This is a genomic window from Pseudomonas sp. SB113 (genome assembly GCF_040754745.1).
In the GTDB taxonomy this organism is placed as follows: Bacteria; Pseudomonadota; Gammaproteobacteria; order Pseudomonadales; family Pseudomonadaceae; genus Aquipseudomonas; species Aquipseudomonas grimontii.
Window position 1 is genome coordinate 1 of sequence record NZ_JBFMHW010000007.1, and the last position, 14,150, is coordinate 14,150.

The 14,150-nt window shown below is 61.6% G+C and carries 15 protein-coding genes; 1 reads left to right on the forward strand and 14 read right to left on the reverse strand.

The features are described 5' to 3' along the window. Positions 1 to 269: 269 nt before the first annotated feature. Complete coding sequence (locus tag AB1462_RS11035; RefSeq protein WP_090400275.1) at positions 270 to 818, reverse strand: adenine phosphoribosyltransferase; 549 nt, start codon at positions 816 to 818, stop codon at positions 270 to 272. Between the two features lie 79 nt (positions 819 to 897). Next, positions 898 to 1,632, reverse strand: a complete 735-nt coding sequence (fnr, locus tag AB1462_RS11040) for a fumarate/nitrate reduction transcriptional regulator Fnr (RefSeq protein ID WP_146371568.1) — start codon at positions 1,630 to 1,632, stop codon at positions 898 to 900. Between the two features lie 151 nt (positions 1,633 to 1,783). On the opposite strand from fnr, the gene AB1462_RS11045 reads away from it, so the two are divergent. Next, complete coding sequence (locus tag AB1462_RS11045; RefSeq protein WP_259193718.1) at positions 1,784 to 2,251, forward strand: hypothetical protein; 468 nt, start codon at positions 1,784 to 1,786, stop codon at positions 2,249 to 2,251. Here AB1462_RS11045 and hemN read toward each other — a convergent pair whose 3' ends face one another. The 12 genes from hemN to AB1462_RS11105 form a co-directional block, all read right to left on the reverse strand. Further along, on the reverse strand, positions 2,252 to 3,634 hold the full coding sequence (gene hemN, locus AB1462_RS11050; RefSeq protein ID WP_259193717.1) for an oxygen-independent coproporphyrinogen III oxidase: 1,383 nt from the start codon (positions 3,632 to 3,634) through the stop codon (positions 2,252 to 2,254). It abuts the gene before it with no gap. 102 nt (positions 3,635 to 3,736) lie between these two features. Next, positions 3,737 to 4,420, reverse strand: a complete 684-nt coding sequence (locus tag AB1462_RS11055; protein WP_367246726.1) for a sulfite exporter TauE/SafE family protein — start codon at positions 4,418 to 4,420, stop codon at positions 3,737 to 3,739. Then, on the reverse strand, positions 4,413 to 4,631 hold the full coding sequence (gene ccoS / locus AB1462_RS11060; protein WP_053257431.1) for a cbb3-type cytochrome oxidase assembly protein CcoS: 219 nt from the start codon (positions 4,629 to 4,631) through the stop codon (positions 4,413 to 4,415). Before ccoS ends, AB1462_RS11055 begins: the two co-directional genes overlap by 8 nt. 22 nt (positions 4,632 to 4,653) lie before the next feature. Further along, positions 4,654 to 7,104, reverse strand: coding sequence for a heavy metal translocating P-type ATPase (locus AB1462_RS11065; protein ID WP_090400267.1), 2,451 nt, complete (start codon positions 7,102 to 7,104; stop codon positions 4,654 to 4,656). Positions 7,105 to 7,112: 8 nt separating this feature from the next. Then, positions 7,113 to 7,652: a FixH family protein gene (locus AB1462_RS11070; RefSeq protein WP_090400265.1), complete on the reverse strand. Its 540-nt coding sequence runs from the start codon at positions 7,650 to 7,652 to the stop codon at positions 7,113 to 7,115. Between the two features lie 33 nt (positions 7,653 to 7,685). After that, positions 7,686 to 9,113: a cytochrome c oxidase accessory protein CcoG gene (gene ccoG / locus AB1462_RS11075; protein ID WP_090400263.1), complete on the reverse strand. Its 1,428-nt coding sequence runs from the start codon at positions 9,111 to 9,113 to the stop codon at positions 7,686 to 7,688. A 289-nt stretch (positions 9,114 to 9,402) separates the two neighbouring features. Continuing rightward, the gene (gene ccoP, locus AB1462_RS11080) at positions 9,403 to 10,380 is read right to left on the reverse strand and encodes a cytochrome-c oxidase, cbb3-type subunit III (protein ID WP_090400261.1); all 978 of its coding nucleotides are present in this window, start codon (positions 10,378 to 10,380) and stop codon (positions 9,403 to 9,405) included. Then, the gene (locus AB1462_RS11085; RefSeq protein ID WP_003175465.1) at positions 10,377 to 10,562 is read right to left on the reverse strand and encodes a CcoQ/FixQ family Cbb3-type cytochrome c oxidase assembly chaperone; all 186 of its coding nucleotides are present in this window, start codon (positions 10,560 to 10,562) and stop codon (positions 10,377 to 10,379) included. The genes ccoP (AB1462_RS11080) and AB1462_RS11085 overlap by 4 nt, the downstream gene beginning before the upstream one ends. 6 nt (positions 10,563 to 10,568) lie before the next feature. Continuing rightward, positions 10,569 to 11,177: a cytochrome-c oxidase, cbb3-type subunit II gene (gene ccoO, locus AB1462_RS11090; protein WP_003193167.1), complete on the reverse strand. Its 609-nt coding sequence runs from the start codon at positions 11,175 to 11,177 to the stop codon at positions 10,569 to 10,571. Then, positions 11,177 to 12,619: a cytochrome-c oxidase, cbb3-type subunit I gene (ccoN, locus tag AB1462_RS11095; RefSeq protein ID WP_090400259.1), complete on the reverse strand. Its 1,443-nt coding sequence runs from the start codon at positions 12,617 to 12,619 to the stop codon at positions 11,177 to 11,179. Before ccoN ends, ccoO begins: the two co-directional genes overlap by 1 nt. 418 nt (positions 12,620 to 13,037) lie before the next feature. Beyond that, positions 13,038 to 13,952 (reverse strand): cytochrome-c oxidase, cbb3-type subunit III, encoded by a 915-nt coding sequence (gene ccoP / locus AB1462_RS11100; RefSeq protein ID WP_259193715.1) that lies wholly within the window; start codon positions 13,950 to 13,952, stop codon positions 13,038 to 13,040. Further along, complete coding sequence (locus AB1462_RS11105; protein WP_145337008.1) at positions 13,949 to 14,149, reverse strand: cbb3-type cytochrome c oxidase subunit 3; 201 nt, start codon at positions 14,147 to 14,149, stop codon at positions 13,949 to 13,951. Before AB1462_RS11105 ends, ccoP (AB1462_RS11100) begins: the two co-directional genes overlap by 4 nt. Between the last annotated feature and the right edge of the window lies 1 nt (position 14,150).

Below are 14,150 nucleotides of genomic sequence, written 5' to 3' on the forward strand. Positions count from 1 at the left end.
TCCTTACTGGGGCTGCGTAGCAGCCCCAGTAAGGAAGAACGCGGTGTATCAGACACTCTGTGGAGGCTGGTTTTGGGGCTGCTTCGCAGCCCAACGCGGGACAAGCCCGCTCGCCACAGGGGAACTCGCCAGTCTCTGAAAATTGTGTAGATACCTATGCTCATCGGGGGCAAGCCCCCTCCCACACGTGAAGGTGTTCACACATCAAAATGTGGGAGGGGCGGCGCGACGATTCGACTTGCCCCCGATAGCATCAGTGCCGGCAACCCTTACCGTTCGGTCAGCGCAAACTGCGTCAGGCAAAAGGTGGGAATCCCCATGTCTTCCAACCGCTGCGAACCACCCAGCTCCGGCAAATCAATGATCGCCGCCGCTTCAAAGATCTTCGCCCCCATGCGCCGCACCAGGTTGGCTGCCGCGATCAGGGTGCCCCCCGTGGCGATCAGGTCATCGAATATCAGCACCGAATCACCCTCGCACAGGCTGTCGGCATGCACTTCGAGGAAGGCCTCGCCGTATTCGGTCTGGTAACCCTCGGCCAGCACGTCAGCTGGCAGCTTGCCCTGTTTGCGGAACAGGATCAGCGGCTTGTTCAGTTGGTAGGCGATGATCGAGCCGATCAGGAACCCTCGTGCATCCATCGCGCCGATATGGCTGAAGTCGGCTTCGACGTAACGATGGACAAAGGTGTCAGCCACCAGGCGCAAGGCCTTGGGCGATTGGAACAGAGGGGTGATGTCACGAAAGATCACCCCAGGCTTGGGGAAGTCGATGACGGGGCGGATCAGGGATTTGATGTCGAACGAATCGAAGGTCATCGTCGAAGAGTCCTGGGCGGAAAACGGACTCGAAGTATACCTGCGGCCTCGCCGGTTGGCGCGGCCACAAGCGTCTGCATCAGCCTTCTAAAGAACCACCGGCCAGTGCGCACAGTTGGATCGGGTCGAGGATGTGCACTTCCTTGCCTTCGGCGGCCAGCAGTTCGTTCTGCTGGAAGCGGGTAAATACGCGGGACACGGTTTCCACCGCCAGGCCCAGGTAATTACCGATTTCGTTGCGCGACATGCTCAGGCGAAACTGGTTGGCCGAGAAACCCCGGGCACGGAACCGCGCCGACAGGTTGACCAGGAAGGTCGCAATGCGCTCGTCGGCGGTTTTCTTCGACAGCAGTAACATCATCTGCTGGTCGTCACGGATCTCGCGGCTCATCACGCGCATCAACTGGCGGCGCAGTTGTGGCAGTTGCAGGGCCAGTTCGTCCAGGCGCTCGAAGGGGATTTCGCACACCGACGTGGTTTCCAGGGCCTGCGCCGATACCGGGTGAATCTCGGTGTCCATGCCCGACAACCCGACCAGCTCGCTGGGCAGGTGGAAACCGGTGATCTGCTCTTCGCCGCCGTCGCTCAGGCTGAACGTCTTCAACGCGCCCGAGCGTACTGCATAAACGGAATCGAACTTGTCACCCTGGCGAAACAGAAACTCGCCTTTCTTGAGCGGGCGACCGCGTTTAACGATTTCGTCCAACGCTTCCATGTCTTCCAGATTCAGCGAAAGTGGCAGGCAGAGGGGGGCCAGGCTGCAATCCTTGCAGTGAGCCTGGCTGTTAGCGCGCAGTTTGACTGGCTCGGACATTTCTTAAATCCTTGTGGGAAAACACACATAAGACGTAAGGGTACCGCACTGTGGGGCGGTGAAGCCAGCTTGTACAAAAAACAAGCAGCCATATAAAGTTTTTTGTACCGATGCCGATACAAGGGCATTCCCACACCCCGGAGCTCGGAGCATGTCTGTCATCGCCGCCTACAATCCTGCCATCCGAGTTCCTACAGTGTCGGGCGCGAAGTCAGCGGCCGAAACCGCCGTAAAAGATCAGGCCGCTGCACCGGCTGCCGAAACCAACGTGCTGGAAGGCGTGAAGGTGACGATTTCCGGCGCGGCGTTCAAGGCGGTGGCGGTGGCCAGGAAAGCCAACTCCGATATTGATGACAGTGGCCTGGACGACAGCGTTAAACAGATCCTCAAAATGATCCGCAAGCTCAAGCAACAGATCGCCGAGAAAATGGCTGAGCTTCAGGCGGTCGCGAATGACAATAGCCTGACGCCGGAGCAGGCCCGGATTAAGACCAACAACATCCAGGGCGATATCAGTTCGCTGCAGGCCGGTTTGATGACCTCCCAGGGCTCCCTGCTCAAGGCGATGAAAAGCATGAGCTCTGATGGTGCCCTCAAGGCCGCTTCGTTGTCGATGTAACTAGATCACCCGTGAAAATCGTTGCCTGTTCTGGTGCTCCAGGTAGGCATCGAACACCATGCACACCGAACGCACCAGCAGTCGCCCGGCCGGCAGAACGTGGATGCCCTGCGCATCCAGTTCGATCAGGCCGTCTTGCGCCATGGCCTCAAGTTGCGGCCAGATCTCGTCGAAGTACCCACGAAAATCAATGTTGAACGCCTGTTCGATCTGCTCGAATACCAGGCGGAACCTGCAGATCAACTGCTGGATCACTTCCCGTCGCAACCGGTCGTCCGTGGTGCACAGCAGGCCACGGCTGGTGGCCAGTTGGGCGCTGGCCAGGGCGGTCTGATAGCCGTTGAGGTCACTGCTGTTCTGGCAATACAGGTCGCCGATCTGGCTGATGGCTGACACGCCTAGCCCGATCAGGTCGCAATGGCCATGGGTGGTGTAGCCCTGGAAGTTACGTTGCAGCGTGCCTTCTTCCTGGGCAATGGCGAGTTCGTCGTCCGGCAGGGCGAAGTGGTCCATGCCGATGTAGCGGTAGCCGGCCTGGGTCAATTGCTCGATGGTGGTTTGCAGCATCAGCAGTTTGGATTCCGGCGACGGCAGCTCCTCGCTGTTGATCCGTCGTTGGGGCATGAAGCGTTCCGGCAGATGCGCGTAGTTGAACACCGACAGGCGGTCCGGCTGCAGCTTGATCACTTCCTCCACGGTGCGCGCGAAGTTGATCGGCGTCTGCTTGGGCAGACCGTAGATCAGGTCGATATTGATCGAGCGAAATTGCAGGGTGCGCGCGGCGTCGATCACCGCGCGGGTTTCTTCCAGGCTTTGCAGGCGGTTGACCGCGCGCTGCACCTCGGGGTCGAGGTCTTGCAGGCCGATGCTCACACGGTTGAAGCCCAGTTCACGCAGCAGGCCCATGGTCGCCCAGTCGGCTTCGCGGGGGTCGATCTCGATGCTGTAGTCGCCGGAGTCATCGTCGAGCAGATTGAAGTGCTGGCGCAGGCTGCCCATGATCTGACGCAGTTCGTCGTGGCTGAGAAAGGTCGGGGTGCCGCCGCCGAAGTGCAGTTGTTCAACCGACTGTTTCGGGTCGAGGTGGCAGGCCACCAACTGAATCTCCTGCTCCAGGCGTTGCAGGTAAGCCTGGGCGCGGCCGCGGTCCTTGGTGATCACCTTGTTGCACGCGCAGTAGTAGCAAATGTTCGCGCAGAACGGCACATGCACATACAGCGACAACGGTCGCGTGGCCTTGCGGCTTTCACGCAGGGCGTGGAGCAGGTCGAAGGTGCCGACCTGGCTGTCGAATTGTACGGCGGTGGGGTAGGACGTGTAGCGCGGTCCCGCCAGGTCGTAGCGTTGAATCAGATTTGGATCCCAACGAATGGCGTCGAGCATGCGGGCATTCCCCGGATAGGCTAGTGAGCCGAGTGTAGGGGCGTGGCCGATATGGCATCTTGATTTGCGTCAACGGGGAGCGGCGCTATGCCACATGGCCTTTTAGTGGCCCATCAGCCAGTGCTGATGCGGACCTGGCAGGGTCCAGACACCGAAAATAATCACCAGCACGCCGCCGGACATACGCACGCTGCGCTTGCGCAATAACGCGGTCACGCGTTCGGCCGCCAACCCGGTCGCCAGCAGTACTGGCCACGTGCCTAACCCAAAAGCCAGCATCAGCAATGCACTGTCGAGCGCATTGCCCTGGCTGGCGGCCCACAGCAGGGTGCTGTAGACCAGCCCGCACGGCAACCAGCCCCACAGCGCGCCCAGCAACAGTGCGCGGGGCAGGCTGGACACCGGCAGCAAACGGTTGGCGACTGGCTGTATGTAGCGCCACAGGCCGCGCCCGAGGCTTTCGATACGGGTGAGGCCGCTCCACCAGCCGGCCAGGTACAGGCCCATGCAGATCAGCAGCAACCCGGCGAGCACGCGCATGAACAACGCCGCTGGGCTGTTGGCCACGGCCCAGCCGGCCAGACCAATCAATAACCCGGCGCTGGCATAGCTGAGGATGCGTCCCAGGTTGTACGCCAGCAGCAGGCGGAACCGGCGGCTGCGTTGCTCCTTGGGAATCGCCAGGGTCAGCGCGCCCATCAGCCCGCCGCACATGCCCAGGCAATGGCCACCGCCCAGCAGGCCGAGGATCAGCGCAGAGACCAGCAGCGGCGCCAGCTCAAGCATGGGGCGGGTCTTTGGGCGCGGGCGGTTGCTCGGGGCCGTTGGCTTCGTCGACGGCCGCCAGGTGGTTCGGGTCCTGGTCGTCGAACAGTACGCTGTGGGCCGGGCCGTCGAGGTCGTCGTACTGGCCGCTGTCCACCGCCCAGAAGAAGATGTAGATGGCCACGCCCACTAACAGCAGCGCCGCCGGAATCATCACGTATAGAGCTGGCATCTGCACTCCATGCCCACGCGGCTCAAGCCGGCAGCGGACGGGTTACCAAAGGGGCGCTGTGGGCCTGCGCACTCGGCAGGCGAGTCAGGCGCAGGGCGTTGAGCACCACGGTCAACGAACTGAGGGACATGCCGATCGCCGCCCAGATCGGAGTGATCCAACCGAGGGCCGCAAACGGCAGCATAAGGCCATTGTACAGCCCGGCCCACAGCAGGTTTTCAATGATTACCCGGCGGGTGCGTCGCGCCAGGGTGAAGGCTTGCACCAGGGCCTCCAGGCGGTTGGACAGCAGCACCGCATCGGCGCTGGTCTTGGCCAGGTCGGTGGCCGAGCCCATGGCCACGCTGATGTCGGCGGCGGCCAGCACCGGCACATCGTTGACGCCATCGCCGAGCATCAGCACCTTGCGGCCTTCCTTGTGCAGTTGTTGCAGCACCTGCAGCTTGTCGTCGGGGCGCAGGCCGCCGTGGGCTTCATCGATACCCAGTTCAGCGGCGACACTGGCGACCATCGGCGAACTGTCCCCCGACAGCAGCAGCGTGCGCCAACCGCGTGCCTTGCAGGCGGCCAAAAGGGCAGGGGCATCGCTGCGCAGGCGGTCGTCGAGGACGAACCAGGCAAGGGCGCCGTCACGGTCGCCCAGCAGCAGCCATTGGCCGTCATCTTCCGGAGAGGCGGGAATCGGACAACCACTGAGTGCACAGACAAACCCCGGCTGGCCGATGCGCAACTGGCGTGTGCCGACACGTCCTTCCAGGCCGAGACCGGGTGAGCTGAGCACCTCGTCGGCGGCCAGCGGCGCACGGCCAAAGGCGCGGGCAATCGGGTGTTCGGAGCGGTTTTCCAGGGCTGCGGCGAGGCCCAGGCACTCGTCGCTGTTCAGGGCGGCCAGTGGCCGGATCGCTTTCAACGCCAGGCGCCCTTCGGTGAGGGTGCCGGTCTTGTCGAAAATCACCGTGTCGATCTGGTTTAGGCCTTCGAGCACATGGCCACGGGTCAGCAATAGCCCGAGTTTGTGCAGGGTGCCGGTGGCGGCGGTGAGGGCGGTCGGCGTGGCCAGGGACAATGCGCAGGGGCAGGTCGCGACCAGCATCGCCAGCACGATCCAGAATGCCCGCGATGGATCCAACTGCCACCACAGCAGGCCGATCAGTGCGGCGGCAATCAGCGAGCCCAGCAGGAACCACTGTGCGGCGCGGTCGGCGATCTGGGCCAGGCGCGGCTTCTCGGCCTGGGCCCGTTCCAGCAGGCGTACGATGGCGGACAGGCGGGTCTCGTGACCCAAGGCGCGCACTTCGACGGTCAGCGCGCCTTCGACGTTCAAAGTGCCGGCGGTGACGGCATCACCGGTTTGGCGCGGCAGCGGCAGGTACTCACCGGTGAGCAGCGACTCATCGATGCTGGACCGGCCGTCGAGGATCACCCCATCTGCCGGCAGAACCGCGCCGGGATGCACCAGCACACGGTCGCCGAGTGCCAGTTCGCTCAAAAGAATACGTTCGCTCTGGCCGTCATCTTTGAGGCGCAGGCATGAGGCGGGCAGCAGGTTGACCAACTGCGCGGTGGCCGCGGCCGTACGTTCCCTGGCGCGGCGCTCCAGGTAGCGACCGGCCAGCAGGAACAGCGCAAACATGCCCACCGCATCGAAATACAGCTCGCCCACGCCGGTGATCGCGGTCCAGATCCCGGCCACGTAAGCCCCGCCAATGGCCAGGGACACCGACACGTCCATGGTCAGGTGGCGCGTACGCAAGTCGCGCAGGGCGCCCTTGAAGAACGGCGCACAGCTGTAGAACACGATGGGCGTTGTCAGAAACATCGCCACCCAGCGCAGGATCACGTGCAGTTCGGGGCTCAGGTCGATGTTGAATTCCGGCCAGGTGGCCATGGTCGCCATCATCGCCTGGAACCACAGCAGCCCGGCGACCCCCAGTTGGCGCAGGGCCAGGCGGTTTTCGCTGGCCAGTTGCTCGGCCGCGCGGTCGGCTTGATACGGATGGGCGGCATAGCCGATATGGCGCAGTTCACTGAGCACCTGGCTCAACGGCAATTGCCCGTCGGCCCAGCGCACTTGCAGGCGATGATTGGACAGGTTCAGCCGCGCTTCGGCCACGGCGGGCAGGCTGCGCAGGTGTTTTTCGATCAACCAGCCACAGGCGGCGCAACTGATGCCTTCCATCAACAGGGTGGTTTCAGCGAGGTCGCCTTCATGGTGCACGAAGGGTTTTTGCACGTCGGCGCGGTCATACAGCGCCAGTTCGTCCACCAACTGCACCGGCAGCGTCTCTGGGTTGGCCGAGGCTTCGCTGCGATGCTGGTAATAGCTTTCCAGCCCACCGGCCACAATCGCTTCGGCCACGGCCTGGCAGCCGGGGCAGCACAGCTCGCGGCGCTCGCCGAGGATCACGGCGGTGAACCGACTGCCGGACGGGACGGGCAGGGCGCAGTGGTAGCAGGGGGTTGGGCTGGTCATGGGCACTGCTATTTTTTCAGGTCTTCAGCACCCTGCAACGGTTCATCACCCAGCAGCAAGTCCTTGTCGTGGCTGACTTCTTCTTCCTCGAACAGGCGCCAGGTCTTGTCGCCTTCCACACCCAGCAGTTCCACGAAGCGGCGGCCTTCGACCTTGTCGGTGACCTGGCCGATGTAGCGGCCCGGTTCGCTGTCGCTGCGGGTCAGGTTGATCTTGCGGTCCTTCTCTGGCTGGGTCGGGGAGATCAGGTTCAGTTCCAGGGTGTTTGGGTTGCTGTAGCCGGTGAGGTTCAACTCGACTTCACCGGTCAGCTCATCCAGGTGCAGCTTGGCGCGCAGTTGCAGGGTCTGGGCCAGCCGTTCGCGGTCCAGGGAGCGGTTGATGCCTTTGCCGGCCTCGTAGTAGTTGTCGTTGACCAGGTTGTCCGGGTTGTTCACCGCGATGGTCACCATGGACAAGGTCAAGGTCACCGAGCAGGCCAGGATCCCAATGATGATCCAGGGCCAGAGGTGCTTGTACCAAGGGCTTGCGGCAGTGGCTTGGGGCATTGTTCTGCTCTCTTTAACGAAGCTTTCTATTTATTAACGAACCTGGGGGCCAATGAATCGGCTCTTCGCTTCAATATGGACGCTGGCGTCATCGGCATCCTTGAGGATGAACGTCACCTCGTTGGTACTCGACGGCAGTTGCTCCGGCGCACTCGACAGTTCCACCGGCATGCTGACGATGTCGCCGGCCGCCACTTTGATTTCACGTCGGCCTTGCAGCTTGAGGTCCGGCAGGCCGGCGGCGTCGAGCACGTAGGTGTGATCGCGCTGGTCCTTGTTCATGATCTTCAGGCTGTAGACGTTTTCGATGCGCCCTTCGGCGTTTTCGCGGTACAGCACACGGTCCTTGCTCACGTCGAAGCCCACCAGCGAACGCATGAAGAACGCTCCTGCCAGCAGGCTCATCATTGCCAGCAACACCAGGGCATACCCGATCAGGCGTGGGCGCAGCTTGTGGGTTTTCTGCCCGGACAGGTTGTGCTCGGTGGTGTAGCTGATCAGGCCGCGCGGGTACTCCATCTTGTCCATGATGTTGTCGCAGGCATCGATACAGGCGGCGCAACCGATGCACTCGATTTGCAGGCCGTCGCGGATGTCGATACCGGTGGGGCATACCTGTACGCACATCGTACAGTCGATGCAGTCGCCCAGGCCCTGGGCCTTGTAGTCGGCGCCTTTTTTACGCGGACCACGCACTTCGCCACGGCGTGGGTCATAGGAGACGATCAGCGTGTCCTTGTCGAACATCACGCTCTGGAAGCGTGCGTACGGGCACATGTAGATGCACACCTGTTCGCGCAGCCAGCCGGCGTTGCCATAGGTGGCGAGGGTGAAGAAGCCGACCCAGAAATACGACCAGCCATCGGCCTGGCCGGTGAAGAAGTCGAACACCAGTTCGCGGATCGGCGAGAAGTAGCCGACGAAGGTCATGCCGGTGGCAAAGCCGATCAGCAGCCACAGCGTGTGCTTGCTGAACTTGCGCAGGAACTTGTTGGCGCCCATCGGCGCCTTGTCCAGCTTGATGCGCTGGTTGCGGTCGCCTTCGGTAACTTTTTCGCACCACATGAAGATCCACGTCCACACGCTTTGCGGGCAGGTATAACCGCACCACACGCGGCCGGCGTACACGGTAATAAAGAACAGGCCAAACGCCGCGACGATCAGGATGCCCGACAGCAGGATGAAGTCCTGGGGCCAGAAGGTCGCGCCGAAAATGAAGAATTTACGTTCCGGCAGGTTCCACCACACCGCCTGGTGGCCACCCCAGTTCAGCCACACCGTGCCGAAGTAGAGCAGGAATAGACCGGCGCCGCCGAGCATGCGCAGGTTGCGGAACAGGCCGGTGAAGGCACGGGTGTAGATTTTCTCTCGCGACGCGTAGAGGTCGACGCTCTTACCGTCAGGGCTATTCGAGTTTTTGGCAGGCGGGGTAACGTCGTGTACCGGTATCTGGTTGCTCATCATTGCATCCCACGGCGGTGGAGATTTGCCTCGGCCAGTACGTGCCAACCGGGGTCAAATAAAGGGTCTTGCAGTGGCGTAATGATACGCCCCCGATGCCGCTCAAAGGGTGCGACCTTTGGTCGCGTTGGGGGAAATCAATTGATGGTGTACGTGACCTGGATCAATTGACTTGGGAAGTATGGACGGTTTTTGTGGGCTCAACCTTCAAAATGCCGAAGATCCAATGTGGAAGGGGGCTTGCCCCCTCCCACATTGGATCTTCTGGGTGTCTAAATAACGATCAGCCTTACTGCTCCTCGGCCTTCTTATCCCCATGGGACAAGCTGTAGACATACGCCGCGAGCAAGTGGACCTTGTCGTTGCCCTGCAGTTGCTCCTGCGCAGGCATCTGGCCCTGACGACCCCAACGGATGGTCTGCTGCAGTTGGGCGAAGCTCGAGCCGTAGATGAACGCGCCGGGGTGGGTCAGGTCGGGCGCGCCCATGGCGGGGGTGCCTTTGCCAGCGGGGCCGTGGCAGGCCACGCAGTTGGCGGCGAAGAGTTTCTCGCCGTTGGCCACATCGGCTTTCACGCCTTCCGGCAGCTTGCGGCCGTCGAGGTTGGTGACGACGAACGCGGCGACGTCGCTGACGCCTTGTTCCTTGAGGATGTCCAGCCAGGCCGGCATGACGGCATGGCGGCCTTTCATGATGGTTTCCTTGATGGTCGCCGGTTCGCCGCCCCAGCGCCAATCGGCGTCGGTCAGGTTGGGGAAGCCGTAGGCGCCCTTGGCGTCGGAGCCGTGGCACACCGAGCAGTTGGAGGCGAACAGGCGACCGCCCATCTTCAGGGCTTGCGGGTCCTTGGCGACGTCTTCAATCGGCATCGAGGCGAATTTGGCGAAGATCGGCCCGAACTTGGCGTCCGACCTGGCCATTTCCTTTTCCCATTCGTGCACGCCGGTCCAGCCGGTCTGGCCGTTGGCGAACGGGGTTTGCTTGTCGTTGTCGAGGTAGTTGTAGCCCGGCAGCAGGCCTTTCCAATTGCCCAGGCCGGGGTACAGCACCAGGTAGCCGAGGGCGAAGATGATGGTGCCGACGAACAGCATGAACCACCACTTCGGCAACGGGTTGTCGTACTCCTCAATGCCATCGAACGAGTGGCCGACGGTCTCGTCGGTTTGCTCGGCGCGCTGGCCCTTGCGGGTCGACAGCAGCAGCCAGGTCAGGGCGAAGATGGTACCCAGGCTGAGGACTGTGACGTACAGACTCCAGAACGTAGTCATTCTTTGTTACTCCTAGAAGCTTGCTCGACGTGCTTGATGGCTTCGGGATCATCCGCAAAGGGCAGCAAGGTCGCGTCTTCAAACTCCGACTTGCGCTTGGGGCTGAACACCCACAACGCCAGGCCGATAAAGGCCACCATCACGACAACGGTGCCCAGGCCACGAATCATCCCGATATCCATGAAGAATCACCGTTTGCTTTTGATGATGGTGCCCAGGCCTTGCAGGTAGGCCACCAATGCGTCCATTTCGGTCTTGCCCTTCACGGCTGCGGCTGCACCGGCGATGTCTTCGTCGGTGTAGGGCACGCCCAGGGTGCGCAAGACTTCCATCTTCTTCGCGGTGTCCTTGCCGTCGAGCTTGTTTTCCACGAGGAACGGGTACGCTGGCATTTTCGACTCAGGCACCACGTTGCGCGGGTTGTACAAGTGCGCACGTTGCCAGTCATCGGAGTAACGCCCGCCGACACGGGCCAGGTCCGGGCCGGTGCGCTTGGAACCCCACAGGAACGGGTGGTCCCACACGCTTTCACCGGCCACCGAGTAGTGGCCGTAGCGTTCGGTTTCGGCGCGGAACGGGCGGATCATCTGCGAGTGGCAGCCGACACAACCGTTGGCGATGTAGACGTCGCGGCCTTCCAGTTCAAGGGCGGTGCGCGGCTTCATGCCTTCGACCGGCTTGTTGGTCACGTCCTGGAAAAACAGCGGAACGATCTGGGTCAGGCCGCCGATACTCACGGCGATGACCATGAAGAAGGCCAGCAGGCCGATATTCTTCTCGACTACTTCATGCTTCATCAGTGGGCTCCCACAACGGCGATCTTGGCGGCGGCTTCGGCTTCGGCCGGGTCGGAGGCACGCACGGTGCGCCAGACGTTGTAGGCCATGAACAGCATGCCGCTGGCAAAGAACGCACCACCGATGGCGCGGACGATGAAACCAGGGTGACTGGCTTGCAGCGCTTCGACGAAGGAGTAGGTGAGGGTGCCGTCATCGTTGATCGCACGCCACATCAGGCCCTGGGTGATGCCGTTGACCCACATCGAGGCGATGTAGAGCACGGTGCCGATGGTGGCCAGCCAGAAGTGCGTGTTGATCAGCCCGACACTGTGCATCTGCGCACGGCCGAACAGTTTGGGGATCATGTGGTACAGCGCGCCGATGGAGATCATCGCTACCCAGCCGAGGGCGCCGGCGTGTACGTGGCCGATGGTCCAGTCGGTGTAGTGGGACAGCGAGTTGACGGTCTTGATCGCCATCATCGGACCTTCGAAGGTCGACATGCCGTAGAACGCCAGGGACACCACCAAAAAGCGCAGGATCGGGTCGGTGCGCAATTTATGCCAGGCGCCCGAGAGGGTCATCATGCCGTTGATCATGCCACCCCAGCTCGGGGCCAGCAGGATGATCGACATCGCCATGCCCAGGGACTGTGCCCAGTCCGGCAACGCGGTGTAGTGCAAGTGGTGCGGGCCGGCCCAGATGTACAGGGTGATGAGTGCCCAGAAGTGCACGATGGACAGGCGATACGAGTAAATAGGACGTTCGGCCTGTTTCGGCACGAAGTAGTACATCATCCCCAGGAAACCGGTGGTGAGGAAGAAACCTACAGCGTTGTGGCCGTACCACCACTGGATCATCGCATCCGTCGCACCGGCGTAGGCCGAGTAGGACTTGAACAGGCTGACCGGCAACGAGGCGTGGTTGACGATGTGCAGCATCGCCGTCACCAGGATGAAGGCACCGTAGAACCAGTTGCCCACGTAGATGTGCTTGGTCTTGCGCTTGACGATGGTGCCGAAGAACACCACCGCGTAGGTCACCCAGACGATGGCGAGCAAAATCGCGATCGGCCATTCCAGCTCGGCGTATTCCTTGGTGGTGGTGTAGCCCAGCGGCAGGGTAACGATGGCACCGACGATGACCGCTTGCCAACCCCAGAAGGTGAAGGCCGCAAGGCTGTCGGAGATCAGTCGCGTTTGGCAGGTTCGCTGCACGACGTAGTAGGAGGTGGCAAACAAGGCACATCCGCCGAAGGCGAAAATCACCAGGTTGGTGTGCAGCGGGCGCAGGCGGCCGAAGGTTGTCCATGGCAAGCCGAAATTCAATTCCGGCCAAACCAGTTGCGAGGCGATGAACACCCCGAGCCCCATGCCAAGGATCCCCCAGACCACCGTCATGATGGCGAACTGGCGGACTACCTTATAGTTATAAGCAGTCGGACTGATTGCTGTGCTCATTCTAAGGTTCCACGGTTTAGGTTTTTTTATAGGTAAAATTCGGCCGCAAGTATGTAGAAAGCAAGGGGCCATTGCAACGCAAGGCTGACCTGTGTCAATGCGTTCCACGCCAGATTCTGCGCCCTTTCCATGTTTGGCGTAAGGATAAAATCCGAAATCGAAAGCTGATCGAGTGGACAGGAAATTTTGGGGGTCGCAACGACTGTCGTCGCGTACGCCAAGATTGGTCCGCTGTGCAAGCAAGCGTAGACCCGAATGGCAGGAGGGGAAAGTTGTGCTTTGGAAGGGTGTGACGAACTGCCGCAGAGCGGCAGCCATAAGCGGCAAGTTGCAAGCCGCAAGAAAAAGCAGCTGCAAGATCCAAGTTGGGGGCTCTTCTCTTGCAGCTTGAAGCTTAAAACTTCCAGCTCACCTGCTGCTATTGATGGGACAGGCTATACACGTAAGCCGCCAGCAGATGCACTTTGTCATTGCCCTGCAGCACTTCCTGCGCTGGCATCTGGCCCTGGCGGCCGTGACGAATCGTCTGCTGCAACTGCGCGAGGCTGGTGCCGTAGATGTAACCGGCGGGCAGCGTCAGGTTCGGCGCGCCCATGGCTTCCATGCCTTGGCCTTGCGGACCATGGCAGGCCACGCAGGTGGTGTTGAACGTGGCTTGGCCGGCGGCCAGGTCGGCGGTGCTGTCGGCCGGCAGGGGCAGCTTGGCGATATCGTGACGCACATAGGCGGCGACGTTTTTCACGCCGTCGTCGCCCAGCATGTCACCCCAGGCCGGCATTGCCGCGTGGCGACCGTTCATGATGGTGGTCTTGATCGCTTCGGCCGAACCGCCCCAACGCCAGATGTTGTCAGCCAGGTTTGGAAAGCCGAATGCGCCCTTGGCATCCGAGCCGTGGCATACCGCGCAGTTGGAGGCGAACAGGCGACCGCCCATTTTCAGCGCTTGCGGGTCTTTCGCGACTTCTTCCACAGGCATGGCTGAGAATTTGGCGAAGATCGGCCCGAACTTGGTGTCGGCCTTGGCCATCTCCTTGTCCCACTCCTTGGCCGAGGTCCAGCCGCCTTCATAACCCGGCAACACGCCTTTCCAGTTGCCCAGGCCCGGGTAGAGGATCAGGTAGCCGACGGCAAACACCAGGGTGCCGGCGAACAACATGAACCACCACTGGGGCAGGGGGTTGTCGTATTCCTCGATACCGTCGAAGGCGTGGCCCATAGTCTGGTCGACACTGCCCTTGGTCTCGCCCTTGCGGGTGGCGAACAACAGCCAGGTCAGGCCGATCAGGCTGCCGATGGTCAGTACGCAGATCCATGTACTCCAGAAGGTAGTCATGGCCGGTTGCTCCTTGTTGCAGGCTCTTGGTGAGCGTCGGATGGCGAAGGTTCATCGGCGAAGGGCAGCAGGCGCGCTTCCTCGAATTCCGCATTGCGCCGGTTGTTGAATACCCACAGCGACAGGCCGATAAAGGCGATGGCGACGACCAGCGTGCCGAGGCCGCGGATGGTGCCTGCATCGAATTCAAATCCCATG

Bases quoted from the DNA above. Each gene is read 5' to 3' on its own strand.
- AB1462_RS11035 (WP_090400275.1), bottom strand. From the start codon at position 818: ATGACCTTCGATTCGTTCGACATCAAATCCCTGATCCGCCCCGTCATC.
- fnr (WP_146371568.1), bottom strand. From the start codon at position 1,632: ATGTCCGAGCCAGTCAAACTGCGCGCTAACAGCCAGGCTCACTGCAAG.
- AB1462_RS11045 (WP_259193718.1), top strand. From the start codon at position 1,784: ATGTCTGTCATCGCCGCCTACAATCCTGCCATCCGAGTTCCTACAGTG.
- hemN (WP_259193717.1), bottom strand. From the start codon at position 3,634: ATGCTCGACGCCATTCGTTGGGATCCAAATCTGATTCAACGCTACGAC.
- AB1462_RS11055 (WP_367246726.1), bottom strand. From the start codon at position 4,420: ATGCTTGAGCTGGCGCCGCTGCTGGTCTCTGCGCTGATCCTCGGCCTG.
- ccoS (WP_053257431.1), bottom strand. From the start codon at position 4,631: ATGCCAGCTCTATACGTGATGATTCCGGCGGCGCTGCTGTTAGTGGGC.
- AB1462_RS11065 (WP_090400267.1), bottom strand. From the start codon at position 7,104: ATGACCAGCCCAACCCCCTGCTACCACTGCGCCCTGCCCGTCCCGTCC.
- AB1462_RS11070 (WP_090400265.1), bottom strand. From the start codon at position 7,652: ATGCCCCAAGCCACTGCCGCAAGCCCTTGGTACAAGCACCTCTGGCCC.
- ccoG (WP_090400263.1), bottom strand. From the start codon at position 9,113: ATGAGCAACCAGATACCGGTACACGACGTTACCCCGCCTGCCAAAAAC.
- ccoP (WP_090400261.1), bottom strand. From the start codon at position 10,380: ATGACTACGTTCTGGAGTCTGTACGTCACAGTCCTCAGCCTGGGTACC.
- AB1462_RS11085 (WP_003175465.1), bottom strand. From the start codon at position 10,562: ATGGATATCGGGATGATTCGTGGCCTGGGCACCGTTGTCGTGATGGTG.
- ccoO (WP_003193167.1), bottom strand. From the start codon at position 11,177: ATGAAGCATGAAGTAGTCGAGAAGAATATCGGCCTGCTGGCCTTCTTC.
- ccoN (WP_090400259.1), bottom strand. From the start codon at position 12,619: ATGAGCACAGCAATCAGTCCGACTGCTTATAACTATAAGGTAGTCCGC.
- ccoP (WP_259193715.1), bottom strand. From the start codon at position 13,952: ATGACTACCTTCTGGAGTACATGGATCTGCGTACTGACCATCGGCAGC.
- AB1462_RS11105 (WP_145337008.1), bottom strand. From the start codon at position 14,149: ATGGGATTTGAATTCGATGCAGGCACCATCCGCGGCCTCGGCACGCTG.